This window comes from Intestinimonas butyriciproducens (genome assembly GCF_004154955.1).
GTDB lineage: Bacteria > Bacillota > Clostridia > Oscillospirales > Oscillospiraceae > Intestinimonas > Intestinimonas butyriciproducens.
This window is the reverse complement of record NZ_CP011524.1, coordinates 2,136,179-2,160,648: the sequence shown is the minus strand read 5'-3', so window position 1 is coordinate 2,160,648 and position 24,470 is coordinate 2,136,179. Positions and strand designations below refer to the sequence as shown.

At 59.0% G+C, this 24,470-nt stretch carries 27 protein-coding genes; 15 read left to right on the top strand and 12 right to left on the bottom strand.

The features are described 5' to 3' along the window. The first annotated feature begins 25 nt into the window (after positions 1–25). The 3 genes from SRB521_RS10780 (at position 26) to SRB521_RS10770 (ending at position 3,230) form a co-directional block, all read left to right on the top strand. On the top strand, positions 26–796 hold the full coding sequence (locus SRB521_RS10780; RefSeq protein ID WP_052082337.1) for a cell division protein FtsQ/DivIB: 771 nt from the start codon (positions 26–28) through the stop codon (positions 794–796). 127 nt (positions 797–923) lie between these two features. After that, on the top strand, positions 924–2,042 hold the full coding sequence (gene ftsZ / locus SRB521_RS10775; protein WP_033116221.1) for a cell division protein FtsZ: 1,119 nt from the start codon (positions 924–926) through the stop codon (positions 2,040–2,042). 264 nt (positions 2,043–2,306) lie between these two features. Beyond that, on the top strand, positions 2,307–3,230 hold the full coding sequence (locus tag SRB521_RS10770; protein ID WP_033116220.1) for a magnesium transporter CorA family protein: 924 nt from the start codon (positions 2,307–2,309) through the stop codon (positions 3,228–3,230). Positions 3,231–3,309: 79 nt separating this feature from the next. Here the strand turns inward: SRB521_RS10770 and SRB521_RS10765 are convergent, their stop codons facing one another. From SRB521_RS10765 to SRB521_RS10755, 3 genes are all read right to left on the bottom strand, one after another. Then, positions 3,310–3,786: a phosphate-starvation-inducible PsiE family protein gene (locus tag SRB521_RS10765; protein WP_075703543.1), complete on the bottom strand. Its 477-nt coding sequence runs from the start codon at positions 3,784–3,786 to the stop codon at positions 3,310–3,312. Positions 3,787–3,797: 11 nt separating this feature from the next. Next, positions 3,798–4,829, bottom strand: a complete 1,032-nt coding sequence (locus SRB521_RS10760; protein WP_116721834.1) for a threonine aldolase family protein — start codon at positions 4,827–4,829, stop codon at positions 3,798–3,800. 62 nt (positions 4,830–4,891) lie between these two features. Beyond that, positions 4,892–6,595, bottom strand: a complete 1,704-nt coding sequence (locus SRB521_RS10755; protein WP_075703545.1) for a glutamine--tRNA ligase/YqeY domain fusion protein — start codon at positions 6,593–6,595, stop codon at positions 4,892–4,894. 271 nt (positions 6,596–6,866) lie between these two features. On the opposite strand from SRB521_RS10755, the gene ilvD reads away from it, so the two are divergent. The 4 genes from ilvD to SRB521_RS10735 all read left to right on the top strand — a co-directional run bounded on the left by ilvD (position 6,867) and on the right by SRB521_RS10735 (position 10,804). After that, on the top strand, positions 6,867–8,540 hold the full coding sequence (ilvD, locus tag SRB521_RS10750; protein WP_116721833.1) for a dihydroxy-acid dehydratase: 1,674 nt from the start codon (positions 6,867–6,869) through the stop codon (positions 8,538–8,540). Positions 8,541–8,606: 66 nt separating this feature from the next. Then, a complete protein-coding gene (locus tag SRB521_RS10745; RefSeq protein WP_165816290.1) occupies positions 8,607–9,611 on the top strand; it encodes an NAD(P)-dependent oxidoreductase in 1,005 nt (334 codons plus the stop codon). Between the two features lie 175 nt (positions 9,612–9,786). Then, positions 9,787–10,200, top strand: a complete 414-nt coding sequence (locus tag SRB521_RS10740) for a YjdF family protein (protein ID WP_116721832.1) — start codon at positions 9,787–9,789, stop codon at positions 10,198–10,200. Between the two features lie 34 nt (positions 10,201–10,234). After that, positions 10,235–10,804 carry an HD domain-containing protein gene (locus tag SRB521_RS10735; RefSeq protein WP_116721831.1) on the top strand — a complete coding sequence of 190 codons (570 nt, stop codon included), beginning with the start codon at positions 10,235–10,237 and terminating at the stop codon, positions 10,802–10,804. 331 nt (positions 10,805–11,135) lie between these two features. Here SRB521_RS10735 and SRB521_RS10730 read toward each other — a convergent pair whose 3' ends face one another. Next, entirely contained in the window at positions 11,136–11,366 is a 231-nt protein-coding gene (locus tag SRB521_RS10730) for an ABC transporter ATP-binding protein (protein WP_116721830.1), read from the bottom strand. 328 nt (positions 11,367–11,694) lie between these two features. Here SRB521_RS10730 and SRB521_RS10725 point away from each other — a divergent pair, with 328 nt between their 5' ends. From SRB521_RS10725 to SRB521_RS10715, 3 genes are all read left to right on the top strand, one after another. After that, complete coding sequence (locus SRB521_RS10725) at positions 11,695–11,985, top strand: hypothetical protein (protein WP_116721829.1); 291 nt, start codon at positions 11,695–11,697, stop codon at positions 11,983–11,985. A gap of 68 nt (positions 11,986–12,053) precedes the next feature. Further along, the gene (locus SRB521_RS10720) at positions 12,054–12,323 is read left to right on the top strand and encodes a hypothetical protein (protein ID WP_116721828.1); all 270 of its coding nucleotides are present in this window, start codon (positions 12,054–12,056) and stop codon (positions 12,321–12,323) included. A gap of 118 nt (positions 12,324–12,441) precedes the next feature. Beyond that, complete coding sequence (locus SRB521_RS10715) at positions 12,442–12,729, top strand: hypothetical protein (RefSeq protein WP_116721827.1); 288 nt, start codon at positions 12,442–12,444, stop codon at positions 12,727–12,729. A 926-nt stretch (positions 12,730–13,655) separates the two neighbouring features. On the opposite strand, the gene SRB521_RS16815 is transcribed toward SRB521_RS10715, so the two are convergent. From SRB521_RS16815 to SRB521_RS10690, 5 genes are all read right to left on the bottom strand, one after another. Next, positions 13,656–13,868 (bottom strand): hypothetical protein, encoded by a 213-nt coding sequence (locus tag SRB521_RS16815; RefSeq protein WP_306812352.1) that lies wholly within the window; start codon positions 13,866–13,868, stop codon positions 13,656–13,658. Between the two features lie 192 nt (positions 13,869–14,060). Beyond that, the gene (locus SRB521_RS10705) at positions 14,061–16,337 is read right to left on the bottom strand and encodes a DUF3987 domain-containing protein (RefSeq protein ID WP_129868849.1); all 2,277 of its coding nucleotides are present in this window, start codon (positions 16,335–16,337) and stop codon (positions 14,061–14,063) included. A gap of 1 nt (position 16,338) precedes the next feature. Then, positions 16,339–16,650, bottom strand: coding sequence for a hypothetical protein (locus SRB521_RS10700; RefSeq protein WP_116721823.1), 312 nt, complete (start codon positions 16,648–16,650; stop codon positions 16,339–16,341). Further along, on the bottom strand, positions 16,647–16,841 hold the full coding sequence (locus SRB521_RS10695) for a helix-turn-helix domain-containing protein (RefSeq protein ID WP_116721822.1): 195 nt from the start codon (positions 16,839–16,841) through the stop codon (positions 16,647–16,649). Before SRB521_RS10695 ends, SRB521_RS10700 begins: the two co-directional genes overlap by 4 nt. Continuing rightward, on the bottom strand, positions 16,841–17,020 hold the full coding sequence (locus SRB521_RS10690) for a hypothetical protein (RefSeq protein WP_116721821.1): 180 nt from the start codon (positions 17,018–17,020) through the stop codon (positions 16,841–16,843). Before SRB521_RS10690 ends, SRB521_RS10695 begins: the two co-directional genes overlap by 1 nt. 149 nt (positions 17,021–17,169) lie before the next feature. Between SRB521_RS10690 and SRB521_RS10685 the strand changes: the two genes are divergently transcribed. Next, positions 17,170–17,796: a helix-turn-helix domain-containing protein gene (locus SRB521_RS10685; protein ID WP_165366627.1), complete on the top strand. Its 627-nt coding sequence runs from the start codon at positions 17,170–17,172 to the stop codon at positions 17,794–17,796. A gap of 140 nt (positions 17,797–17,936) precedes the next feature. Beyond that, positions 17,937–19,127 (top strand): tyrosine-type recombinase/integrase, encoded by a 1,191-nt coding sequence (locus tag SRB521_RS10680; RefSeq protein ID WP_116721819.1) that lies wholly within the window; start codon positions 17,937–17,939, stop codon positions 19,125–19,127. Positions 19,128–19,198: 71 nt separating this feature from the next. Here the strand turns inward: SRB521_RS10680 and SRB521_RS10675 are convergent, their stop codons facing one another. Further along, a complete protein-coding gene (locus SRB521_RS10675) occupies positions 19,199–20,416 on the bottom strand; it encodes an S-layer homology domain-containing protein (protein ID WP_116721818.1) in 1,218 nt (405 codons plus the stop codon). 189 nt (positions 20,417–20,605) lie between these two features. Beyond that, entirely contained in the window at positions 20,606–21,682 is a 1,077-nt protein-coding gene (locus SRB521_RS10670; RefSeq protein ID WP_116721817.1) for a linear amide C-N hydrolase, read from the bottom strand. A gap of 159 nt (positions 21,683–21,841) precedes the next feature. On the opposite strand from SRB521_RS10670, the gene SRB521_RS10665 reads away from it, so the two are divergent. Genes SRB521_RS10665 through trxA form a run of 3 tightly spaced genes read left to right on the top strand, consistent with a single transcriptional unit; the run spans position 21,842 to position 23,357 of the window. Then, entirely contained in the window at positions 21,842–22,183 is a 342-nt protein-coding gene (locus SRB521_RS10665) for an ArsR/SmtB family transcription factor (RefSeq protein ID WP_033119265.1), read from the top strand. Continuing rightward, positions 22,138–22,986, top strand: coding sequence for an NAD(P)/FAD-dependent oxidoreductase (locus tag SRB521_RS10660; protein WP_058117323.1), 849 nt, complete (start codon positions 22,138–22,140; stop codon positions 22,984–22,986). The genes SRB521_RS10665 and SRB521_RS10660 overlap by 46 nt, the downstream gene beginning before the upstream one ends. A 53-nt stretch (positions 22,987–23,039) precedes the next feature. Continuing rightward, positions 23,040–23,357: a thioredoxin gene (gene trxA, locus SRB521_RS10655; RefSeq protein ID WP_058117324.1), complete on the top strand. Its 318-nt coding sequence runs from the start codon at positions 23,040–23,042 to the stop codon at positions 23,355–23,357. A gap of 56 nt (positions 23,358–23,413) precedes the next feature. On the opposite strand, the gene SRB521_RS10650 is transcribed toward trxA, so the two are convergent. Then, entirely contained in the window at positions 23,414–24,463 is a 1,050-nt protein-coding gene (locus tag SRB521_RS10650; protein WP_116721816.1) for a hypothetical protein, read from the bottom strand. Positions 24,464–24,470: the final 7 nt, after the last annotated feature.

The window sequence follows — 24,470 nt, the reverse complement described above, 5'->3', positions numbered from 1 at the left end:
AAAAATGACACGCGGAGGCGGACCCATGGCTGCAAGGCGCTCCAACAAGAGAAAAAGGCGCAACCGGGGACGTTTCGGCATCCTCTACCAGTTTTTGTCGCTGGTCATCATACTGGTTGTGATCGCTGCGGGCTGCGTGGTTTTTTTCCGGGTGGATGAGGTCACCGTGGACGGTGAGAGCAAATATACCGCGGAGGAGATCATAGCCGCCTCCGGTATTGAACAGGGGGACAACCTCTTCCTCATCAGCCCGGTGCAGACCGGGAGAAAGATTGCCTCTGTGCTCCCCTATGTAGATAACGTCAACGTCCGCCGGGCGCTGCCGGACGGGGTGGTCATCACGGTGACAGAGTGCATGCCGGCCGCCGTGATCCAGGGGAATGGGAGCTGGTGGATCATCGACGCCAAGGGAAAGGTCCTGGAGCAGACGGCTTCCGGGACCGGGGCCGCTGTGGTCAGCGGTCTTACCGCCCTTCTGCCCGTCGAGGGGACCCGGCTGGCCGTGGAGGATGCCGACAGCGCCAAACTGAACAGCTTGCTCCAGCTCCTTCGGGCGTTCAGCGACCGGGGGATGGCGGAGAAGGTCTCCTCCATCGACCTCACTTCCACCGCAAATATCATCCTGGAGTACGACGGGCGCTTTACAGTGAAGATCCCGATGAATCCGGAGAACTTTGCCCTGAAAGTGCGGGCGTTGGACGAGACGGTGGCACAGCTCCAGACCAATGAGAGCGGTTCCATCGACCTGACTCGGGAGGATAAGGTCTATTTCGACCAGACGGGAGGCGGAAAATGACGGGGAAAGTTGCTTGAAATGTCTCCCAGCCTATTGACCTCACAGGAAAAGAGCGATACAATACATTATATTGATATTCTTGTGACTTTCGTTACTATAATTAGTCATTTACATAGGAGGAACAGGCATGGCTTTTGGACTGGATACAGGGCCTGAGAGCGTCGTCACCATCAAGGTCATCGGCGTGGGCGGCGGCGGCAGCAACGTGGTCAACCGCATGGTGCGCTCCGGTGTGCAGGGTGTGGATTTTATCGCGGTGAATACGGACAAGCAGGCGCTGGCCACGTCCAGCGCTACCTATAAGATCCAGATTGGGGAGAAGCTGACGGGCGGTCAGGGCGCCGGCTCCAATCCGGATGTGGGACGCAAATCCGCGGAGGAGAGCCGGGGGCAGATCGCCAAGGCTCTGGAGGATGCGGATATGGTGTTCATCACCGCCGGCATGGGCGGCGGCACCGGCACGGGCGCGGCCCCCATCGTGGCCGATATCGCCAAGGAGGCAGGGCTCCTTACCGTGGGTGTGGTGACCAAGCCCTTTTCCTTTGAAGGCCGCCGTCGGATGCAGCAGGCCGAGGCCGGCATCGAGGAGTTGAGGGGCAAGGTGGATTCCCTGGTCATCATCCCCAATGAACGGCTCAAATTTGCCACCGACCAGAAAATCACCTTCCAGAACGCCTTTGAGATCGCCGATGATGTGCTGCGCCAGGCGGTACAGTCCATTTCCGACCTCATCAAGAATACCGGGTTCATCAACCTGGACTTTGCCGATGTGACTGCGGTGATGAAGGACGCGGGCATGGCCCATATGGGTGTGGGCCGGGCCGCGGGCAAGAACAAGGCCGAGGAGGCCGCCAAAATGGCCATTTCCAGCCCCCTGCTGGAGACCTCCATCAATGGCGCCCACGGTGTGCTGGTCAACGTCACCGGTTCCATGGACATCGGTCTGGAGGAGGTGGAGACCGCGGCCAACCTGGTGCAGCAGGCCGCCCATCCCGACGCGCTCATTATTTTTGGCGCCGCTTTTGACGAGGAGCTGGAGGATGAGATCCGCGTTACCGTCATCTCCACAGGCTTCGAGGAGGGAAAAAACGGCGGTATGCCGCAAAACCCCTTCTCCGCAGGCAAAGAGGCCGCCGTGAGCCAGCAGGCCGCCGAGCGTGGGGGCGCGGAGCGCGTGGCGCCTCCGGACCCGCTGGACGAGGACCCCTTCGTGGACATTTTCAAGATTTTCAACAAGGATAAATAACGGCTCCGGCCATAATGTGATACGGATGTTAGAAAGACGGAAGGCCGCCGGCGGAGTTCCTCCGCTGGCGGCTTTTTGCCCTTGCAATCCCAGGACCCGGGGGATATAATAGTAACGTTCTCAAAATACAGAATCGAGCCTAAAAGGAGTGAGACCGTCGTGAGCAGCGACCCTGGAAGTCGAAGTAAATACATAAAGACGGCGCGTTTCACAGGGGAGAGGTATGCCCTGCGGTAGCGCGCCGGAGAGAAAGGCGTGGTACCAATGCTGAGTATTCATAAGACCATCAATGGTCAGATGACCAAGCTGGACAAGGTGGAGGACGGGTGCTGGGTGAACCTCACTTACCCCACTGAGGATGAGATGTCCACCGTTACGGCCCTTTTGGGGATCGACCCGGGTTTCCTGCGGGCGGCCCTGGACGAAGAGGAGACCTCGCGGATCGACACCGAGGATGGGCAGACCCTCATCATCATCGATCTCCCGTCGGTGGAGAAGGGGGAGGCGGTGGTATACTCCACCCTCCCGCTGGGCATCATCGTGGCGGAAAAATGCATCATTACCGTCTGCCTGAAGGAGACTCCTGTGATCCGGGACTTTCAGGACGGATTGGTGAAAAACGCCGAGACCCAGAAAAAGACCAGCTTCATCCTCTACCTGCTGCTGCAGGTGGCGAAGCGGTTCCTCCAGTACCTCAAGCAGATCGATAAGATCTATAACTATATGGAGCGCCAGCTCTATAAGTCCCAGCGGAACAAGGAGCTCATCCAACTGCTGGATCTGGAGAAGTCTCTGGTCTACTTTAACACCTCCCTGAAGGCCAACGAGGTCACCCTGGAAAAAATTCTGCGCGGACGCATCATTACCCTCTACGAGGAGGACCACGATCTCCTGGAGGATGTGCTCATTGAGGTGCGGCAGGCCATTGAGATGGCGAATATCTACTCCTCCATCATCTCAGGTATGATGGATGCGTTTGCCTCCGTGATTTCCAATAACCTGAACGTCATCATGAAGGTGCTGACCTCTCTCACTATCCTGCTGACCCTGCCCAACATCATTTTCGGCTTCTATGGAATGAACGTGGCCAACCTGCCCCTGGACCATTTCTGGTGGTTCCCGCTGGTCATTGCGGGTGTGGCCATCGTGGTGGTGGGCATCGTGCTGAAGATGAAGGATCTATTTTGACAGAACAAAGAGAGCCCCTGCTTCCTGGCTGGAAGCAGGGGCTCTTTCCATATCGCGGCGCGTATGTCGCCCGGCGGCGCTATTCGTGCCGGGTGGAGCCGGCAAATTCATCCTCCGTGGAGAGAGGCTCGTCGGTCCTGGGGACAGTCAGGGTCTGTTTGTCGTCCAGACCGGGGATGAAGAGGTATTTCCGAATGATGAAGAGCACGGCGATGGAGATGACCATGATCAGATTTTCCATGGGGGTGGTATGCTCGATGACCATCTGCCGGGCAATGGCGAAAAGCAGGACCTCCACAGCCGAACTCATATTGTGGCGGCTGAGCATTTTCAGAAACTCAATGCCGATGACAACGGTGAAGGCGGTAGAGAGAAAGCTGCGCAGGCCCTCCGTGTCGGACGGATGACTGGCCATGACGCCCAACTGGGAGAGAATGGTGCCAAAGGACAATATGATGGCGGCGATGACCAGAAGGCTAACCAGGATCTCCAGAAACTGGGCAATGCGGTAAATGGTGTTGGGGATCTTGATTTTCAGGTAATACATGGCGTTCATAGGGGGGCTCCTCACAGGGTGGGCAGGGCGGCCAACAGGCCGTCTACGTCCGACTTCTCGGTGTTGAAGCAGGTCACGAACCGGATGATGGTATATCCGGGCCCGTCGGCGGGGCACCAGTCCTCGTAGTGACACACGGCATCGATTTGAGGCTTGAGGCTGTCAGGCACGATGGGAAAGACTTGATTGGTGGGGGAGTCCACCCACAGCTTCCACCCCTTGGCCTTCAGGCCGCTCTGGAGGCGGGCGGCCATGGCGTTGGCGTGGCGGGCCATCTCAAAGTAGAGTCCGTCCTTCAGCAGCGCTTCGAACTGGACCCCCAGCAGCCAGCCCTTGGCCAGGACCGCGCCGAGCTGTTTCTTGATGCGGAAGAAGTCGCCCTGGAGGGCGGGGTTGGAAATGACCAGAGCCTCCCCCATGAGGGCCCCGTTTTTAGTGCCGCCAATGTAGAAGGCATCGGTCAGCCGGGCCAGATCGGCCAATGTGAGGTCGTTGGCCCCAGAGGCCAGAGCGCAGCCCAGACGGGCACCGTCCAGGAAGAGCAGGAGATCGTGCTCCCGGCAGAATTCCGAAAGAGCGGTGAGTTCCGCTTTGGTGTATACCATGCCGCTTTCCGTGGCGTCGGCGATCTCCACCAGCCGGGGCTTGACCAGGTGTTCGTCCCTGTGCCGCTCCAGGATGGGTTCGATCTGCTCAGGCCGGATCTTGCCATCAGCCCCGGTGCATACCTGGAGGATCTTATGCCCGGTGGCTTCCACCGCGCCGACCTCGTGCCCGTTGATATGGGAGGAGTCGGCCGCCACCACGCCCTCCCAGGGGCGCAGGAAGGCGGCGATGGCAGTAAAGTTGGTCTGGGTGCCGCCGATGAGGAACTGGACCTCGGCCTGGGGACACTGGCAGAGATCCCGGATGAGGGCCTTGGCCCGGTCACAGTAAGCGTCGTCACCATAGCCCACGTTTCCCTCCAGGCTGGTCTCGGCCAGAGCGGAGAGGACCTTTGGGTGGGCGCCGAAGGAGTAGTCGTTGCGGAAGAGATACTTCATTTCGTGAGCCTCCATTGTAGTGGTGGAGGCGGGGCACCGGACGGCGTCCCCGCCGCTGCGCCTTAAAATTTAAAGCTGTCCTTCAGACTTACGGAGCGATTGAATACCAGACGTCCGGGGGCGCTGTCCCTGTTGTCCACACAGAAATAGCCCTGCCGCATGAACTGGAAGGACCCGGGAGCCTGGACGTGTTCCAGGCTCCGCTCCACCTTGGCCCCGGTGAGGATTTCCAGGGAGGCGGGATTCAGGCAATCCAGAAAGTTTTTCTCTCCGGCATCGGGGTCTGCGTCGGAAAACAGGTTGTCATAGAGCCGGATCTCGGCGTCCACGGCGGTGGCGGCGTCCACCCAGTGGATGGTGGCCCCCTTTACCTTGCGCCCGTCGGCGGGATCGCCGCCGCGGGAGTCGGGGTCGTACTCACACAGGACCTCCGTCACACGGCCGTCCGCATCCTTGACACAGCCGACACATTTGATGAGGTAGGCCCCCTTCAGCCGGCACTCGGGGCCGCCGGGGAACAGCCGCTTATACTTGGGGACCGGCGTCTCCAGAAAATCCTCCGCCTCGATATAGAGCTCACGGGAGAAGGTGACCTCCCGGGTGCCGTCCTCGGGCCGATTGGGGTTGTTCTCCACCTGAAAGCTCTCGCTTTGTCCCTCCGGATAGTTGGTGATGGTGAGCTTTACCGGGCGGAGCACCGCCATGACCCGCTGTGCGGTCTCGTTGAGGTCCTCCCGGAGACAGTGCTCCAGAAAGGCGAATTCCACGGTGGAGGATGCCTTGCTCACGCCGTTGCGTTCGGAGAAGTTGCGGATAGCGCGGGGGGTATAGCCGCGGCGGCGCAGGCCGCAGAGGGTGGGCATACGGGGATCGTCCCAGCCGGAGACCTTGCCCTCCTCCACCAACTGCCGCAGCTTCCGCTTGGACATGACCGTGTAGTTGATGCCCAGCCGGGCAAACTCGATCTGCCGGGGATGAGAGGGCACCGGGCAGTTGGCGATGACCCAGTCGTAGAGAGGGCGATGATCCTCAAACTCCAGGGAACAGAGGGAGTGGGTGATGCCCTCCAGCGCGTCCTCCAGGGGGTGGGCAAAGTCATACATGGGGTAGATGCACCATTTGTCGCCCTGGCGGTGGTGGTGCATATGGTTGATGCGGTAGAGCACCGGGTCCCGCATGTTGAAGTTGCCACTGCTCAGGTCGATTTTGGCCCGCAGGGTATATTTGCCGTTGGGGAACTCCCCGGCCTTCATCCGGGCGAAGAGGTCCAGGCTCTCCTCCACAGGCCGGTCCCGCCAGGGAGAGCGGGCAGGGGTGTTCACATCGCCCCGATATTCCCGGAACTCCTCAGGAGTCAGGGCGCAGACGTAGGCCAGCCCCTTTTTGATGAGCTCCACGGCATACTCGTACATCTGCTCAAAGTAGTCGGAGGCATAGAAGAAGCGATCCCCCCAGTCATAGCCCAACCAGTGGATGTCCTCCTGGATGGCCTCCACGTACTCCACATCTTCCTTGGTGGGATTGGTGTCGTCCATGCGGAGGTTGCACAGGCCACCGTATTTTTCAGCGGTGCCGAAGTCGATAAAGATGGCCTTGGCATGCCCGATGTGGAGGTAGCCGTTGGGTTCGGGCGGGAAGCGGGTGTGGACGGCCATACCTTGGAACTGCCCGCCCTGTGCGATATCCTCGTCGATAAAATCATGGATGAAGTTCTGCGCCATTACAGGGGGTTCGGCGGCGCCGGGGGTCTTGTGTTCCTCGGTCATGTTTCGTCACTCCTTTATTTTCATGCAAGTCATTATTTTACCCTGTAAAGCAAGAAATTGCAACGCTTTCCTGCAAATATTCCGATAGATTGTGTTCTACTGTGAGGCCGAAATGTAACAGACGGTAATGCAACAACTAATGTACAACCCATAACATTTATTATATAATTTTTCAATGGATAAGCTGCCGGAGCTGCAGCGGGCGCATAGGACGGCAGAGCGCCTTGCCGCCATACCGCGCAGACGATAGAACGAAGGGGGAGAAGCGAGCATGCAGGGGAGTAAATCCTGCCCGCACAAGGAGGGACCCAACCGGGTCAGCACACGGGGATTGATGAAAGCGGCGGGCTTTACATCGGAGGAGATCGCCCAGCCCTTTGTGGGGATCGCCTGTTCCTGGACGGACGCCTTTCCAGGGCACAACCGCCTGAATCAGTTGGCCGAGGACGTGGCCCGGGGCGTCATCGCCCGGGGCGGTACGCCGATGATTTTCCACACCATTGCGATCTGCGACGGATATTGTGGTTCAACGGAGGGCGCGAAGTATTCGCTGCCGAGCAGGGAGGTCATCTGCGACTCCATCGAGTGTGAAGCGGCTGCGCATGGGTTTGACGCGATGGTCTTCGTGGCGGCCTGCGATAAGATTGTGCCCGGCATGCTGATGGCGGCGGCGCGGCTGAATCTGCCGTCCGTCATGGTGACCGGCGGGCCGATGCTGCCTGGACGCGTGCCGGGGGAAGAGGCACTGCAAAATCTCTCCACCATAGCGCAGCACGCGGGACGATTCAGCCGGGGGGAGATCAGCGCCGAACGCCTGATGGAATATGAGGACCACTGTATGCCTGGGTCCGGCTGCTGCGCGGGCATGTACACGGCAAACTCCATGGGGTGCATGGCGGAGGTCCTGGGTCTGGCGCTGCCCGGAAACGGGACGATCCCCGCCGTTTACGCGGAGAGAAACCGCCTGGCCAAAGAGGCCGGAAGGCAGGTGATGGCGCTCTGGGGGCGGCAGATTCTGCCCTCAGACATCCTAACGGAGGCAAGCTTTCAGAATGCGATCACTATGGATCTGTTGATCGGATGCTCGACGAACACTCTGCTGCATCTTCCTGCCATTGCCCATGAGGTCGGGATCCGTATCACGCCGGATGATTTTGAGGAAAAGGGGAGCAAGGTGCCGGTCGTCTGTTCTCTGGCCCCGGGCGGCGCCGACCATATCGTCGATCTCTATGAAGCCGGGGGGGTGCAGGCCCTGATGAAAGAGGGGATAGAGGGCGGACTACTTGACGGCGGCGTGATGACGGTCACCGGGAAAACGGCTGGAGAGAATACAGCTTCTGCGGTCGTCTGGAACGAAAAGGTCATCCGCCCGCTGGACCGCCCCCGCCTGCCCAACGGGGGGCTGTGTATCCTCAGGGGTAATTTGGCGCCGGAGGGAGCGGTCATCAAAGCTGCGGCCCTCAAGGCCGAGGACAGGAGATTTATGGGTCGGGCCCGGGTATTTGACAGCGAGGCGGCGGGCAGGACGGCTGTCCTGAACGGAGAGATCCACGAGGGGGAGGTCATCGTTATCCGCTACGAAGGGCCCAAGGGGGCGCCCGGCATGCCGGAGATGGCGCGGCTGATCACGCTGATCCAGAGCTCGGGGCTGGGGGAGCGGGTACCGCTGCTCACCGACGGGAGATTTTCCGGAATCACAAGAGGCGGCTGCATCGGGCACATCTGCCCGGAGGCCGCCGCCGGCGGCCCCATCGCGCTGGTAGAGGATGGGGACATCATCGACTATGATATCGATCAGCGCCGGCTCTCCCTACTGGTGGAGGAGGACGTCCTGGAGGAGCGGAGAAAGCGGTGGAGCTGTCCGCCCCCCAAGGTGACGCGCGGCTATCTGGCGCGATATGCCAGGCAGGTTACCTCGGCGGCGGAGGGCGCCGTACTCAGGTGATCGGGCTGCCTTTAAAAAATCTAATCCCGACGGCCTGCCGGAGGGTGGAAAGGTGTGATGATCGCAATGAAAGCGACGGTATATGGACTTAGGGAAGATGAAAGGCCACTGTTTGCAAAAGAGGCGGAGCGGTTTCCGGAGATTGAGCTGGTGCTTACCAAGGAATATGTGACGGAGGACAGCGCCGCCTTGGCGGAGGGGGCGGATGCGATCCTGATCACCGCGCCCTGCACGATCACTCCGGCGCTGGCCCGGCGGCTCCACGGGGCCGGCGTCAGATACATCCTCACCCGCAGCACCGGATTCGGACATATCGACCGGCAGGCCATCCAGAATTATGGGATCCGTGCGGCAAACGTGCCGGCCTACAGTTTGAACGCAGTCCCGGAATTCTGCCTCCTACTGACGTTGAACCTCCTTCGAAATTTTAAAAGAGAGTCGAAGATGCTGGAGAAAAAGGACTTCAGCCTCAGCGGCATCCAGGGAAAGGAGCTTGGGGCCATGACGGTGGGCCTGTTTGGAACGGGCCGCCTGGGCACAAGGGAGGCCCAACTGTTCAAAGCCATGGGCTGCCGGGTCCTGGCGTATAATCCCCACCCCAGGGAGGCGGCGAAGCCCTATGTGGAATACGTTACGAAAGAAACGGTGCTCCGGGAGGCCGAGCTGATCGTGCTGCAATGCGCGCTGAACGAGGAGAACCGGCACATGATCAACACAGAGACCATCGCGCAGATGAGGGACGGGGTCTATCTGGTGAATACCGCCAGAGGAGGTCTCATGAATTTTGCAGATGTGCTGGACGGACTCAAGAGCGGCAAGATCGCCGGGCTTGCGACGGATGTCTACGACCACGAGGAGACCTTTGTGAGGAAAAACTGCGCCGGGATGGACCTGGGCGATCCTGTGATGGAGGAGCTCATGGGAATGGAAAATGTGATCCTGACGCCCCATATCGCCTTTTTCACAGAGACTGCCATTCGGGACATCATCCATACCTCTCTGGAAAACCTCCGGGAATTTGCAAGGACCGGCGGCTGCTCCAACGAGGTGTACCAGGCCAAACAGAGTTGACCGGCAGAGGGTTTGGTCGTAAAATAAAGATGCGGAGATAAAAACACAGGCAGGTTGGTAGTCCGGCCACGGCCCGCCGGGGACCGGTCCCGTCCCCCGGCGGCTGTCAGTAGCCCTCCCTCCCATGGGTCGTCCATTTTCCGCAGATATACTGGTAATGGGAGGACAACTGCATATGGAACAGGGATACGCAAGGATAACCGTCTGCTTTGAGGCGCCTTTCTGGATCGGAGTGCTCGAGCGGGAATGGGGCGGTACGCTGGAGGTCTGCAAGATTGTCTTCGGCGCGGAGCCCAGAGATTACGAGGTCTATGCATTTCTCATGAGCCACTGGCGGGAGCTGAGATTCAGTCCGCCGGTGACGGGGGTGAGGCGAGCCGAGGCGGCGAATCCCAAGCGGGCCCGGCGGAAGGCGGGGCAGCAGCTCCGTGGTGGAGTCGGGACCAGGGCCCAGCAGGCGATCGCGCTCCAGCGGGAGCAGAACAAACGGAAGCGGCGGGAGGACCGCCGCAGACGGGATGAGGCGGAGGAGGCGCGCAGGTTTCAGCTCCGCCGACAGAAGAAAAAAGAGAAGCACAGGGGCCGGTAGATCCGGCCCCTGCGCTTCAGAAGGGAAGGGAAACATGGAGCAGAGGGAATTTCTTGATTTCATGCACGTGTTGGAGCGTCTCAAATGCAATACCCTCCACTCCTGGACCTCCACGGGCCGCCATGAGACGGTAGCGGCCCACAGTTGGCGGCTGGGCGTGATGGCCCTGCTCCTGCGGGGAGAGTTTCCGGGAGCGGATATGGAACGGGTGCTCCGGATGTGCCTGATCCACGACTTCGGAGAGGCGGTGACAGGGGATATTCCCTCGTTCCAAAAGACGACCTCCGACGAAAAGCGGGAGGAGCGGGCGGTAGCGGACATGCTCGCACCGCTGCCCCAGCCGGTGCGGGGGGAATTGGAAGCGCTTTTTGCCGAGATGGACGCCATGGCCACGCCGGAGGCCAGGATCTACAAGGCGCTGGACAAGTTGGAGGCCGTGCTCCAGCACAATGAGGCGCCGCTGGAGACCTGGACGGAATTGGAGTACGGGCTTAACCTAGTCTATGGAGAGGAAAATGCCGCCGAGTTTCCCTGGCTTCGGGCGCTGCGGGAGGAACTGCGGCGGGATACGGAAGAAAAGACGGCGGTGCGGGCCGCCTATTGAACGGGGCTCGCCGCCGGGGTTCGGGGCGCCTGTAGGGAGAGCCGATTGGAAAGAGAGCAGCGTCAGGCCGCGGCAGATGCCGCGGCCTGACGCTATTTCCCCATGTAGGAGAAGTGCATATTAGAAACGGCCCGGAATACCCCGTAAGATACAGTAAAATTGGCCCCTTACCCCCTAAGAAATCAGGTGGCCGGGGCAAATACAGTAACATCTTGGAAAACGTCTAAAGGGAAAACATAAGGGAAAAAACGAGCGGGAGCCCGCCCGGCTGTGATGGCCTGGGGGCTCCCGCCTTTTGCTTACGTTGCGCCCTCACGCGCGCGTAACGGTGTCACCTTTTATCAGGTTTTCCGGCCTCTCCGGCAGCCCCAGGAGCACCCTTATCCCTCTCCATGGTCTCGGATATGGCCCGGTTAATAAAGCCGTTAACGGACTCGCTGTGGGCCTCTGCGTGAGCCTGGATGGTCTCCTTCTCCCCTTTGGGGACAGTTAGGTTGATGCGGTCGTAAGCCTTCGAAATGTACTTATTTGTTGCCCGCTGTTGGGCCTTGGATGCTCCCATGTTTCCACCTCCGTTGGGGGCGTCATAAAACCCGACACGCTCCCTTATTCTAGCTATATTATACCCCAAATGTCTAGTTGCGTAAATATATATTATGCACAAATATACTTGCGCAAATATGTATATTATATCAATTGATATGTTTGCGTAAATATAGTATTATTATATCAGCAAGAGGGACAGGGAACGAACTTCCCGAACCGGCGGATGGCACACTGGTGCGGTGGCCCGCGAGCTTCACCAACATTCCAGATCGACGCCGGCTCCCACAATGCACCTTGACAGCCGAATATCCGACACCGTATAATCAATGCAAGAGGTGATACCGATGGATGATAAAGCGTTGCTAGAGGCTATCGGCCAAATGATGGAGGAGCAGGAAAAGCGGCTCGATCAGAAGCTGAGTGAAATGGAGCAGCGTATTACTAAGAGCACTGTGGCCCTGATGGATGCGGAGTTCAAAGAGCGGTTCAATCTTCTGGCCGAAAACCAGGACGAAATACTCCGTCGCATGCCGACCGAAGAGGATGCCGAACTATTAGACACCCGCCTTGCGGCTATTGAAGCCGTTGTCAGAAAGCACAGCCGCGAGATTGCGGCCTTGAAGAAAGCCAACTGAACAGATCTACACAGCAGACGGTGCCGGGTATTCGGTGCCGTCTGTTTTATTTTGGAAAGGAGATCGTTATGAGCGTCAACGAAGTAGAGGCGAAGGTCCGGGAGCTACGCCAGCTCCAAGCCCTGATCGAGGAGGCCCAGGCCGAGGCGGAGGCGATCAAGGACGCTATCAAGGCCCAGATGGGCGACACGGAGGAGCTGCGGGCCGGGGAGTATAGGGTCACCTGGAAGACCGTAGAGGCTTCCAGATTCGACGCTGCGGCCCTGAGAAAGACCCTCCCCGAGGTAGCGGAACAGTTCACCAGAAAGAGCAGTGTCCGCCGCTTCTGCGTGGCATGAGAAGAGCCCCTTGCATCCGTGCCCGTCAAAGCCGATGCAAGAGGCCCACGCAAACTCCAAAGGGGGCTGAGGCCCATTGTACCACGGCCCCCTCCAGAATAGCAAGGAGGAAAATTACATGGACCCCATCAAAATGAGCGCTACCCTGGACGACTCCATTGTTCACTTGGACCAGATCGCCGCTACCCTGGAAATGGTCCTAAGCCACATCTTTGAGCACGAGAACGTTGACCTCAACGGGAGCGAGGCAGAGATCACCGCCGCCTTAACGGTATGCGAACAATATCCGGCATGGCGGGCGGTCCTGTCCCATGTATGGGAATCGTTAGTCAATGAGCGGGATGAGCTGGCCGCGCTGGCTATGCGAGCCACGGGGAGGCACGTTTTTACAGAGGCGGTTTGTTGAATCATTTGCTCTTCTCAATGGTCCTGCTCTGTATCTTCAAGTTCTTTCCAAGGGCTCACAGATAGACGTAAAAGAAGGGGTCGGGGAGTGGATATCCTCGGCCCCTATTGTGTGCTTCTCCCGGTCTGCCGGGGAAAATCCCATTTCTAAACTTTTTCCTGCCCAGAGGGGGCCGGGTGGTCTAGCCTCGCTCTCTCCGCCTCAGCCTACACCCCCGGGGGGGCTTGTACACCCGTGAGAGGAAATTTGTACTTCACCCGCCGGTCTCCCCAAGGCATCTTGTCCAATAAGATAGGGGGGATTCAATGTCTTAAAGCCGCCTTAAAAGGCGCTGAAGGTCTGCCGCGGTCCTCGCCGCGTACTGCTCCCTGTACCTCAGGAAGCGCCGCAAATACCGCTTGTATGTGGTCTGGTGCATATACCGGGGACGATCTGGCACCCAATCGCAAAAGCTAAATCCATCAATCCGGCAGGGCGGCGGCTCCAAGTGCGTTTCAACCAGTGCCAAGCCCTGGTCATAGCCGTCCATGCTGTCTCGTGTCCGCTGCTGTGATTTGTAATTCAACCGGCTGCATGCCCGGCACCATAGACGCCGCCCGGTCAATAGATACAGATACCGCACCCGGCACCCACACTGTGGGCACAGAAAATAGATTTGGCTCCCGCCGTACCCGTTGTGCTTCTTTGAAATATCTATGTCAAGATTTGCTCCAGAGGGCGCTATGGTACATTTCTCATCTCCGGGGACATAGTAAACCTCTATAGACTTACAGGTCCCGCAAAAGAACAGTTCCCCCCATGTGTCGATCTGAGCCAGCTCGAAAGAATCAAGCCGTGGTGTCCGTTCAATCTGGCCGTGGGTCTTATTCCAGCCACCGTTATTCGTTCCCCAGTAAATTTCTATCACCTTCTTTTATGCCTAAATACTATGTGAATCCATCGCTTTTCTGGCAGTCATAGAGGCTCAGCCAATCCTGGAGGCACATCGTCACCAGCCAAGGCTGCCGGTTGCGCCGGTGGAAAAGGGCCGGGGCTCCATCCTGAAACCGCTCGGCGTCTCGGATGGCCTGGGCCATTGCCTCTCCCAAATTCAGCCGTTCCACCCGCTTGACCTCAATATGTACCCCAGGGAGGCCCACAAGGTCGGGGACCTCCCCGAAGCTGAGGGAGCCGCCCCGCTCGATCTCATAGCCGTGTTGGTGGAGGAGGGCGGAAAGCTCCCGCTCGCCCGCCGCCCCCTTCCGTTGGGATGTTCTGCCCGTCAGGATCGCCCCCTATTTTCAAATATGGAATGCTGTTCAGTAAATACAGTTTATACAGTAAATTAGCAGTCAGCCGCATTTTCCTGTATTTACTGTATTAACTGCACAGGGGTTCACTATGATAATTTCGCTCGGTCTGCCTTTGCTTCCTGTCTTTCGAGTTTCCCGGCGGATATAACCCATATCAATCAAACCTAGCAGCGCAGGTTCCATATTTTCGGTTTTTTTGAACTTACCACGGGTCAACTGTAATAGTTGATTCTTGGTAAGCTCATCCTCTCCGGTGCCCTCTATCCTGTGCCACAGATACTTGGCGTCCTCATAGTCCTGATCGGCGCCCATGACCTGATAGGCGGCCTCGGCGTGTGGGCCTAAGAACTCAGCTATTTTTACGGCGGCCGCCATGGTCTCCGGGCTTATCGGCGTTTCTGATGGCTCTCCCTGCGCTGTTGCGGCATGGAACAGCGCAGCGATTCTCACTGTGGCCCCCACCAGCTTTCCGCCCCAGTCGCGCATGAACTCCCATTCGTTCCCCAACTTGCGTTCAACATGCGCTGCATAGTCCTTGCGGATGCGGTCGGCCTCCTGACTCAGGCGAATCACTCCGCTGCCCTGGTCGTCCAGAATACGCCGTACAAACTGGTGATATCCTGCCCGCACCAATTCCGGCACCGGGTCTGGGGATATCTCCCGTCGTCCCACCTTTGACTTGCACATCACATAGAGGAAACGCCCACACAACCCCCGCCCACGCATGGTGGCGTTGTTCATGAGCCCGCCCAAAACTTCCGGCTGCACAGTGAGCATCATGGTAAGCCGTGGGTCTTTGATGTGGTTGGGTTTCCTGCCGATGCGGTCCACGGTGATAGGGTCCCCGGCGTGGCCCTTCAGGTAAACGTCAAAGTTGGCCCCCTTGTCATACCGTCCGGCCATGCTGTCGAACACACCGCCCTCGGCGCTTGCCACAGTGATACTCCCGCCCTGCATATCCATAAGGTCCACCAGCTTTTCCGGGGTTGTGTCGTCCACTAAAAGGCGGAAGGGGTGCTTGTCCTGGAACTGCGCCAGCTCGGCGGACAGTGCAAGGGCTTCCTCACGCCCGGCCTCCTGGTCTGCCTTTTTCCCCTTGGTGGCCCTGGTCTGGGCGGCTTGCAGCGCCTTTTCCAACAGGGCCCGCTCGGTCTGGTTCTGTGCGATTTCGGCGGCCTCAAACTCCCGGCGCTCGGCCTCGTATTCGTAGACCGGCCTTGCCAGGGCGGAGATCACAGCGCTCTTTCTCTCTCCAGGTGGGGCCACGGCCACGGAATAGAGGCACAGGGGTTCCCGCCAGTCCGGGGTGATCTCAACCTCATACTTGGACTGGAACGCCGTCGCCAAGACCCCCAGGGAGAGAATACCGGCCATTTCCTCCGGGGTCTGGGTGCTCTCCGCCAGACATTCCACAAAGGCGGACAGCGGCCCCGGTAGACTCTCCGTGGGGAAGTCCGGGGTGTCTATGGTGTCAAAGGGGAGCGGCGCTTCCCACTCCGGTGAGGTGTGCGCTTCCCACTCCGGCGCATCCTGGGCCAGCGTCTGCACGGCTCTCAGTGCGCTTCCGGCCCCGAACCGAACCACAAGATCGGTAAAATCTCCATGCTCCGGGATATCCGGCCAGCAGGCGGAAAGGTCCAGCACCTTAAGACTGGAGGCCCGCCCACGTAGCTCCCCGGCCACCATCTGGACAAACGCCTTTCCGGCGTCGTCGTTGTCCTGGATCAGGACCACCTCACGGCCCTCCAGGGCTCTCCCATACTCCGCCCGCCATTTGCTCTTGGCCCCGTCCGGGAGGCTCACGGCGGCCATTCCCAGCCCTTTCAGGGTGTCCACGTCCTTCTCCCCTTCGACCAGAAACACCGCTCTGGGGAGCGCTCCGCCGCCCGTGGAGGTATAAAGCCCCGGCTCTATGCCATTGCGTCCCTTTGCCCATTGGCCGTCCTTCAGGTGCCTCCAGGCAAAGTATTTGCCGCCGTCCGTCTGCCGCATCTTGACCTTTTTCAGATCTCCGCCGTGGTATATGTACTCAGCCTCGAACTTGGCCGTGGGCCTGTTCCCCTTGGGAGCGCTGTAGACCGGGAACGCCTTGTCGGGGGTGATCTCCGCGAACAGGTCCCGCATTGTCAGCCCCATCGCCGCCACGATCTCTTGGGGCCCGCATCCGGCATGGCAGTGAAGCAGGACTTGCCCGTTCTCTCCGATAGATACCGATAAGCTGTTGTGCTGGTCGCTGTGGGCAGGGCACTTGGCCGAATACTGGCCGCCTCCACCTGTCACACCCTCTAGGCGGCTTAGAATGTCGTAGATATCCAATCTAACACCCGCCTATCTTCCCTTGTCCGGTCATTCTAAGTAACGTGGCCTCTAGATGCCGCCGGGTCAGCCCGATATGATGGAGCCGCCGGTCCAGACTGCCCAAATAGTCCTCCAGCTCCGCCGCGTCCTTGGCGAGATAGTAGCCGTGACTATCGTTGCCCGTGCTCGCGCAGATTGGGGAGCCCGCCCGCCGTTCACCCTCTATGAGCTGGGTGAACTCCCGAAGGTCCTTCAGCTCCAGCGCGTCCACCAGTCTGCTGCCGGTGATGGCGCTCTCCTTCCCCTCCAGAAGCATGTCCGATACTCTCACGGGCTCACCCCCTTGGACTGATTCCTCACCCACTCCCGCAGCCCGTCCACGGATACGAGGGTCCGCCCCCCGAGCTTGAAAGAAGGGAAGCCCTCCTGCCCCATCAGCTCGTATACCTTGGGCTTTGATATCCCCAGTAGCCGGGCCGCCTCCGGGGCCGACACGGCCAGGGGCTCCAGTTTGTCCGGCATTAGACCACCTCCCGGGACAGTTTTTTGATGATGGAGAAAATCCGCTCTTTTTCTTCTGCGGACAGCTCCTTGCGGAGCTTGCGGGAGAGGCTGCAATCCGCGATCCCCAGCGCCTCCGCAATCTGCCAGAGCCTTACCCCCGCCCCCGCCGCCGCGCGCCTGATATCCTGGTTGTACATCAATCATCCGCCTTTCATATTCCTGTTGACTCTTCAAAGGTTATCTGGTACTATCATTATAGTACACAACAAGAGCATTGTAAACCCTCGAAGAAAATTAGCTCTGAATATAAACATTTGAAGCCGAATAGGAAAGGATGTGTCGAGCAATGGAGCAAAAACGTATGCCAATATTTGCGGAGAGATTTGCGCGTCTGCGGGGCGAGAAGACACAGGGGGAATTTTCGGAGTTTCTGGGCATTTCCCGGCCCACAGTTGGATTCTATGAAAATGGGACGCGGCTCCCGGATGCGGCTGTGCTTTGCCAAATCGCGCAGCGGTGTAACGTGTCGGCGGATTGGCTGCTGGGCATTTCGGAATACAGAAACGTTGACTCCAGATATATTACTGCGCAAGAAATGGGGCTTACGGAAGAGGCGGCGTCTTTCTTCACTGAACTCATTAACAACTTCAAGAGTGGGCATGACGAGGCGGGGTTTACAGAGGCGGAATACGGCCCCAAAAAGTTGATTAACGATATTTTAACGCACCCGTCCCTTTTTGTTCTATTGATTGAGGCTTGCGATGGTATAGCCTATGGCACAAAAGAAAAGATCGACCTTAGGGACATCCTAACTGCAAGGAATCTTCTTCCTAGCCTGCGAAAGCGCGGGATTGAGGTCGTTCCTCCACAGGAATTGGCTATATTGCGGATTGAATATGCAAAATCAATCTTTTCCGATATATTGGAAAGCATCGCAGGGGCACAGTGGGGCAAACGCGATGCGCAACCATAGCCGAAAATTCAGCCCAGATAGAAAAACCGCCCCCGGTGCGGACACACCAGGGACGGCAGACGCAGTTAGGACCCACAACGATCACAAACTGCGCCCTAATTGTACCACACTGGGCGCGACGTGGACAAGGAGGAATTTGCATGGCTAGGAAAGCAGCATCGGGCACCGGCACGATCAGGAAGAAGACCGTCACCCGCTCTGGGAAAGAATACACCTATTGGGAGGCCCGGTACACCGCTGGCCGGGACCCCGGCACAGGGAAGCAGATACAGAGGAGCATCACCGGTAAGACCCAAAAAGAGGTGGCTCAGAAGCTGAAGGCGGCCACCGCCTCAATAGATCAGGGGACCTACACCGCCCCCAGCAAAATGACCGTGGGCCAGTGGTTGGATATCTGGACCGCCGACTACCTGGGCGGGGTGAAGCCGTATACCGTGGCGTCATACACTAGCGTTGCCAGGAACCATATCAAGCCTGCCCTCGGGGCCGTGAAGTTGGAGGCATTGAACGCCCACACTATTCAGGGTTTTTATAATGCTCTGGGCAAGCCCCGGAACGGAAAGCCCGGATTGACGGCTAGGACGATAAGGGGCATACATGCCATTTTTCACAGGGCCTTACAACAAGCTATAGCTGTTGGCTACCTCCGTTTCAACCCCGCTGACGCTTGTACCCTTCCACGGACGGAGCATGAAGAAATCGCGCCCCTGGACGATACGCAGAGCAAGGAATTTTTGGAGACGATTAAGGGTCATCGTTTCGAGGATTTATTTACTGTCGCACTGTTTACAGGCATGCGCGAAGGGGAGCTCATGGGCCTCCTGTGGGAGTGTGTAAACTTTGAGCAAGGTACTATTCTTGTCGATAAACAGCTCCAGCGTGAAAAAAGGAAAAACGGGGAATACATTTTCACTTCGCCCAAAAGTGCCAAGCCCCGGACTATTACCCCTGCCCCCTGGGTCATGAAGCTGCTACGCGCCCACAGGGCTAAGCAGAACGAGCAGCGCTTAAAGGCCGGAGAGCTGTGGGAAGACTCCGGATTAGTGTTCACGAATGATGTGGGTGGGCATTTGGTGGCCCAAACGATATACAGAGCATTTAAGAATATTGCCGATTCAATTGGGTGTCCTGACGCCCGTTTCCACGATCTGCGCCACTCTTACGCCGTGGCCGCGATCCGCTCCGGCGATGATATTAAAACCGTCCAAGGGAATCTAGGCCACGCAACGGCGGCCTTCACCCTGGATGTGTACGGCCACGTCACCGAACAGATGAAGCAGGAGAGCGCCGCCCGGATGGAGGGGTATATCAAAGACGTTTTGGGCCTGTAAGGGGAAATTTAAGGGAAAACAAGGCATAAAAAGATATAGAAAAAGCCTAGATACATTGTGGCTCTAATATTTTATTTCCCCATGTAGGAGAAGTGCATATAGTCTCTGCTCCCTGCCCAGGCGGTACCGCCCCAGCTATAGCCGTATTGGGCAAAAATACGCACCACACTGCCGTCGGCGGGAATGGAAAAGGGATCCTCGCCGGGCAGCCAGTGAGAACCGGCGCCGACCTGTCCACTGTCATAGATCTGGTAATTCTCTTCCCAGTTGATATCCACGGCGGTGCCGCAGTTATGCTCCCCCTTGGCGGCGTCTGTCCAGCGGTAACCACCGATATTTTTGATGGGAAACTGCTCCGGGTCCTCATAGATGGCGGTGAAGATGGCCGTCATATCGTCTGCAAGAGCTTCATGGATGGTAAAGGTACAGGTGGAGGATGCCCTTTCTCCGGTAGATGGGTCCAGGTGCCATACGGGGACCGTCACCTCTTTCATCCGGGCGTCTGCCTCGGACTTGGTGGTGAAGCGCCGTTGGTCGGCGCTGCCGAAGAGACGCAGGTACTTGGCCTGATTTTCTCCCTGGACCCGCCAGTCCGGGTCTTCCGACGGGGACTGTTCGCCGGGAAGGGAGGCCGGCAGGTCGGCGGCCGGCGCCTCGCGCTCCGGGATTGGGGCGGAGGGCACCCCACCGCGCAGATCGCTCAGCCGCAGCAGAAGCACCGCGCCGTCGGCACGGAGCAGGGGGGCTTCTCCCTGAAAGCTGCCGTCCGGCATTCCGCTGATCAGCCCACAGGCAGAGACTGCGGAGACGGCTTCCCGGTAGCAGACCGGGAGCGTCTCCCAATCGGCAAAGGCGGAACCCGTGCTGGGGGAAGCGGGCTCCTGCGGCAGCAGACGGGAGAGCAGCACCGCCGCATCCCGGCGCAGGAGCGGCATGTCCAGTTTGTCGGAGGCCACGGGGAGAAAGTCATCGGCCTGGAGCACGCCAGCCTCACAGGCGGCCAGATAATAAGGCATGGCCCAATGGCTGTCCGCCCCGCTGTGGGCGTCGCAGACAGTCGGATAGAAGGCACGGCCCAGCATGGCCAGGTATTGTCCCCAGGTGAGCGTCCCGGAGGGCTGCACAGTGCCATCCGGCATCCCACCGAGGATCCCCAGCTCACAGGCGCGTATCAGCGCGTCATAGGCCCAGTGGGACTCATCCAAGTCGGGATAATCTGCGGCCAGGGCAGAGATGGAGAGCGGGAGAGAGAGCAGCAGCGTTAGAAGGAGAGCGGCGGTCTTTTTCATGGAGGCGGCACCTTCTTATTCCATTGGTGTTGTGTGCGCGGAGGAGAGAAGCGCGGACCGTGCGGCGAGCACGGCCCGCTGCGCCCATAGGGAGAAGGGCTGAAATTATCTTATCATATAAAATTCGACACAGACAAGCACAAAAAATGCGCCGCAGGAAAAACTGCGGCGCACTGGGGGGAAAATCTGTCAGTCCCAGATACTGAACTGGTACAGGTGGTCATAATCCATCCCCATCGCGATGAAGACGGTGCCTCTGCTTTGGTTATAAACACAGGACCACTGGGTGGAGCTGCGCTTTTCCGGCTGTGGCTGCTGGCTGACGGCCTCCAGCAGGTCCATGGCCTCCTCTTCGGTCAGAATGCCCTCCGCCGCCTCCATGGCGGCCGTCAGGGTCTCAAAGCGGTCCTGCCCGGTGCCGAAATCCCAATCGCCGGGAGTCAGAAGGAAGTTGGTGGCCCGGGGGCTCTCCACCACGTTCATCGTGTCTCCGATGTATTCCACCACTACCGCGCGCCCGGAGGCATCGGCGATCTGAAAGTGGTAGCAGGAGTTGGCGGAGGCGTGCATATCGTATTCGCCCAGCAGCGTCAGCGCTTCCTCCACAGTGGCAGCCTGATCAAGGATCATACGGATGGCTGTGGTGGTGGTGATGTCCACTTTTTCCGTCTGTTGGTTCGTAGGCTCGGTGTCGATGAGGAGAACGCCCACGGCCACGCCCTTTTCATTGACGCCGTCCAGGGGCACATAGGGGGCGGCCAGACAGAAAAAGCTGTCCAGAAGGCCGGTGGGCAGCTTGTCCTCACCAAAACCGATATAGGCCAGATTGACCATGGAGATGGAGCGGTAGCCGTTGGACGGCGCGGTTTTGACAAAAAGCGCAGGGGAGTAATACATATCAAAATTCCTTCCGAAGACGGCATCTCCTTCCGGGGTGTGGGCGGCAAAGGTAGAGCAGCCCAGATCGGGCAGATCGAACTCCATGGGCAGTCCCTTCAAGAGCTTTCCAGCGATGAAGCGGATGAGCTCCGGGTCGCTGGAGGCCCCTGTCTCCAGAAAGTCGTCAAAGCCGTAATCCCCGATGTACTCCATGATAAAAAGCGAGGTGTCCCCCACCCGCTCCAGCGTACCCAGGGTCCTCAGTTCCCGCTGGGACAGCAGCAGGACGGCCAGTATCAGCGCGGCCAGCACGGCGGCGAGGGCGAACAGGAGCTTGGGGAGGAGCCTGCGCGGCTTGTGTGGGGCTTGGGGCAGAGTTTCCTTCATATGTGCACTCTCCTTTGAATATCAAATAATTTGAAAATCAAACGAGATACATCATAGAGCGGCAGGACCGGTTTGTCAAGAAATATTTTTAAGAGTGACTTGACAAATAAAAATATTTGAATATACTAATATTAGAACGATCGAATGAAGGTGAGGCCAATGGAAGAGAGCAAGGAGCTCTATGAGGAAAAGACCGAGTTGCTCAAGGCCCTTTCCCACCCACTGCGGCTGCAGATCGTCCGGGGCCTGCTGGTGGGGGGATGCCACAATGTCCGTTGTATGGAGGCGGGCACCGGGCAGTCACAGTCCACCATCTCCCAGCACCTGATGCGCCTGAAGGCGGCGGGGGTGGTACGGTGTGAACGGCAGGGCAACGAGATGTACTATGAGGTGTCGGACCCGGACGCCGCCGCTGTGGTGGCCGCGCTGTTCGGAGACAAGGAGTGTGATTATAATTGTCCCATGACATTGCGGTCATCGGAGGCGGTCCGGCAGGCCTGAGCGCCGCGATCAATGCCAGGGTCCGGAACAAGACGGTGCTGGTGGTCGGCAACGATTACCGGGAAAGTCCTCTGTACCGGGCGGAGCGGGTAGACAACTATCTGGGGATGCCCGGACTTACCGGAGCCCAGCTCCTGGACGCTTATCAGAGGCACGCCGAGGATATGGGCGTGGAATTCAGACATGGACGAGTGCTGAATATCATGCCCATGGAGCACACATGCTATCTAAGCATCGGCACCGATATGGAGGAGGCCGGGGCGGTCATTCTGGCCACTGGCGTCTCGCGGGGGAAGAAGTTCCCTGGCGAGGCGGAGTTTCTGGGCCGGGGCGTGAGCTACTGCGCGACATGTGATGGGATGCTCTACCGAGACAAGCAGGTCGTGGTGGTTGGGCTGGCCCCCGATGCGGCTGAGGAGGCCAACTTTCTCCAGGGGTTAGGCTGCCGGGTGACCTACGTCTCAGGCAAGGCGCCGGAGGGGCTGGACCCCGCCATTGCCTATGTGAGAGCGACCAAACTGGAGATCGTGGGCGAAGCGTCCGTCACCGCCCTGAGAGCGGGGGACGAGGAAATCCCATGTCAATGCGTGTTCCTCCTCCGCCACGCCATTCCGCCCACGGATCTGCTGCCGGCGCTGGAGCTGGAAAACGGCTATATCCGGGTGGACCGGGAGATGAGGACCAACCTGCCGGGCGTATTTGCCGCCGGAGACTGCACCGGGCTGCCCCTCCAGCTCTCAAAAGCCGCCGGCGAGGGCCTGATCGCCGGACAGAAGGCCGCCGAGTATCTCGACGGGCTGTAAGAGGAAAATCATGCATATTTTATCTATTTCATTATAAAAAGGAGAAATGAATCATGTCTGTTCTGCATCTGAATGAATCCGAGTTCAACGAAAAAATCCCCACTGCCCCCATCGCCATGGTGGACTTCTGGGCCACTTGGTGCGGTCCCTGCAAGATGCTGGCTCCGGTTGTGGAGGACTTGGGCAAGAAGTACGAGGGCAAGGCGCTCATCGGTAAGGTGGACGTGGATGAGAACCAGGCGCTGGCCGGCAAGTACGGCGTTATGAGCATTCCCACCGTCATCTTCTTCAAGGACGGCAAGGAGATTGGGCGGAAGGTGGGCGTACAGCCCGCCAGCGTCTACACCCAGACGCTGGACGCCAACCTGTAAGGCAGAGAGAAAGACCTCCTCCGCGCACTTTTGTGCAAGTGCGCGGAGGAGGTCTTTTATATCCGCAAAAAAGAAATGGTCTGTTCCGGCACCGGGAGCTGATAGTGCAGCAGCTCCACATCCACAGACCCTGTATCCGGCGGGACGGCTCCCTCCAGGAGGGACGCCCGCAAGGGGAGACCGTGGCTGCCGGTGGGATGCTCCGGCTTCAGGAGAAACCCTACGGAAGAGGCGGCGGAGACCGGGGCCTGGCGCAAAAAGGCCCGGGAATAGAACTGCAGAGAGGCATGCTCCGTCTCATACTCCACCACGGGCAGGCGCATCCCCGGGGGACAGAGCTGCTGCACATGTGCGTGAATGTCCCGCTTTGCCCTCTCCGCCTCCTCCGGCGGAAGGCCCTCATAACGCCTGGGGTCGGAGAGCAGCGTCTCCACGTCGCCGTACAGGTCTTGGAGGTAGACGTTGTGGATGTAGAAGCGGACGGCCTGGGGGCCGCTGCCGCAGGTGAGGGGGCGGGGACGGCCTTTTCCCACCTGCAGGGTCAGCCGCTTCCCGGCGGGGTACTGCACCCATTCCATCCCTAGGGTCAGAGAGACCTGGCAATCCGGTCCGACCGGGGGTATGGTGTCAAATTCCCCCTGAAATTCCAGGCAGGTCAGCCAGACGCCCGGGAGGTCCGCCCCTTGCAGCGGCGCGGAGATCGGGCAGCCGGCACGGAGAAATTCGTGGACGGTCAGCATGTCCTCCGGCGCCCCTTGGAAGAGATCGCCGGACAGCCGCCCGCTGGAGGCGGAGGCAATGGAGAGGACGCGGTCATCCAGGGACATCCGTGAGATATGCGGAAGCGGGGGGTGGTAAGAATCTCCTGCCCGGCGGGTGAGCTTCCGGCGGTTGGTGGCGGGAGTGCGGGGAGGACGGGGGAGAGCGTCCCGCTCCTGCCGCCAGGCCTCGCCGTCGTATTGAAGCAGATAAAGCCGCAGCGTTTTCTCTTGAAGCAAAAACCCCAGCAGCTCGATCAGAGCACCGCCCGGGAGGACGGCGCTGCGGCCCAGGACCGCGATCACGTCATATTTGGGCAGGGCAGCCTGCCAGCAGGAAAAATCCATCGGCGCC

Coding starts and splice junctions, on each gene's coding strand:
- SRB521_RS10755 (WP_075703545.1), bottom strand. CDS start 6,595: ATGACCGAGGAACACAAGACCCCCGGCGCCGCCGAACCCCCTGTAATG.
- SRB521_RS10745 (WP_165816290.1), top strand. CDS start 8,607: ATGAAAGCGACGGTATATGGACTTAGGGAAGATGAAAGGCCACTGTTT.
- SRB521_RS10695 (WP_116721822.1), bottom strand. CDS start 16,841: ATGCCGGACAAACTGGAGCCCCTGGCCGTGTCGGCCCCGGAGGCGGCC.
- trxA (WP_058117324.1), top strand. CDS start 23,040: ATGTCTGTTCTGCATCTGAATGAATCCGAGTTCAACGAAAAAATCCCC.
- SRB521_RS10715 (WP_116721827.1), top strand. CDS start 12,442: ATGGACCCCATCAAAATGAGCGCTACCCTGGACGACTCCATTGTTCAC.
- SRB521_RS10690 (WP_116721821.1), bottom strand. CDS start 17,020: ATGTACAACCAGGATATCAGGCGCGCGGCGGCGGGGGCGGGGGTAAGG.
- SRB521_RS10685 (WP_165366627.1), top strand. CDS start 17,170: ATGGAGCAAAAACGTATGCCAATATTTGCGGAGAGATTTGCGCGTCTG.
- SRB521_RS10770 (WP_033116220.1), top strand. CDS start 2,307: ATGCTGAGTATTCATAAGACCATCAATGGTCAGATGACCAAGCTGGAC.
- ilvD (WP_116721833.1), top strand. CDS start 6,867: ATGCAGGGGAGTAAATCCTGCCCGCACAAGGAGGGACCCAACCGGGTC.
- SRB521_RS10680 (WP_116721819.1), top strand. CDS start 17,937: ATGGCTAGGAAAGCAGCATCGGGCACCGGCACGATCAGGAAGAAGACC.
- SRB521_RS10675 (WP_116721818.1), bottom strand. CDS start 20,416: ATGAAAAAGACCGCCGCTCTCCTTCTAACGCTGCTGCTCTCTCTCCCG.
- SRB521_RS10765 (WP_075703543.1), bottom strand. CDS start 3,786: ATGAACGCCATGTATTACCTGAAAATCAAGATCCCCAACACCATTTAC.
- SRB521_RS10740 (WP_116721832.1), top strand. CDS start 9,787: ATGGAACAGGGATACGCAAGGATAACCGTCTGCTTTGAGGCGCCTTTC.
- SRB521_RS10720 (WP_116721828.1), top strand. CDS start 12,054: ATGAGCGTCAACGAAGTAGAGGCGAAGGTCCGGGAGCTACGCCAGCTC.
- SRB521_RS10725 (WP_116721829.1), top strand. CDS start 11,695: ATGGATGATAAAGCGTTGCTAGAGGCTATCGGCCAAATGATGGAGGAG.
- SRB521_RS10730 (WP_116721830.1), bottom strand. CDS start 11,366: ATGGGAGCATCCAAGGCCCAACAGCGGGCAACAAATAAGTACATTTCG.
- SRB521_RS10670 (WP_116721817.1), bottom strand. CDS start 21,682: ATGAAGGAAACTCTGCCCCAAGCCCCACACAAGCCGCGCAGGCTCCTC.
- ftsZ (WP_033116221.1), top strand. CDS start 924: ATGGCTTTTGGACTGGATACAGGGCCTGAGAGCGTCGTCACCATCAAG.
- SRB521_RS10760 (WP_116721834.1), bottom strand. CDS start 4,829: ATGAAGTATCTCTTCCGCAACGACTACTCCTTCGGCGCCCACCCAAAG.
- SRB521_RS10665 (WP_033119265.1), top strand. CDS start 21,842: ATGGAAGAGAGCAAGGAGCTCTATGAGGAAAAGACCGAGTTGCTCAAG.
- SRB521_RS10650 (WP_116721816.1), bottom strand. CDS start 24,463: ATGGATTTTTCCTGCTGGCAGGCTGCCCTGCCCAAATATGACGTGATC.
- SRB521_RS10735 (WP_116721831.1), top strand. CDS start 10,235: ATGGAGCAGAGGGAATTTCTTGATTTCATGCACGTGTTGGAGCGTCTC.
- SRB521_RS10780 (WP_052082337.1), top strand. CDS start 26: ATGGCTGCAAGGCGCTCCAACAAGAGAAAAAGGCGCAACCGGGGACGT.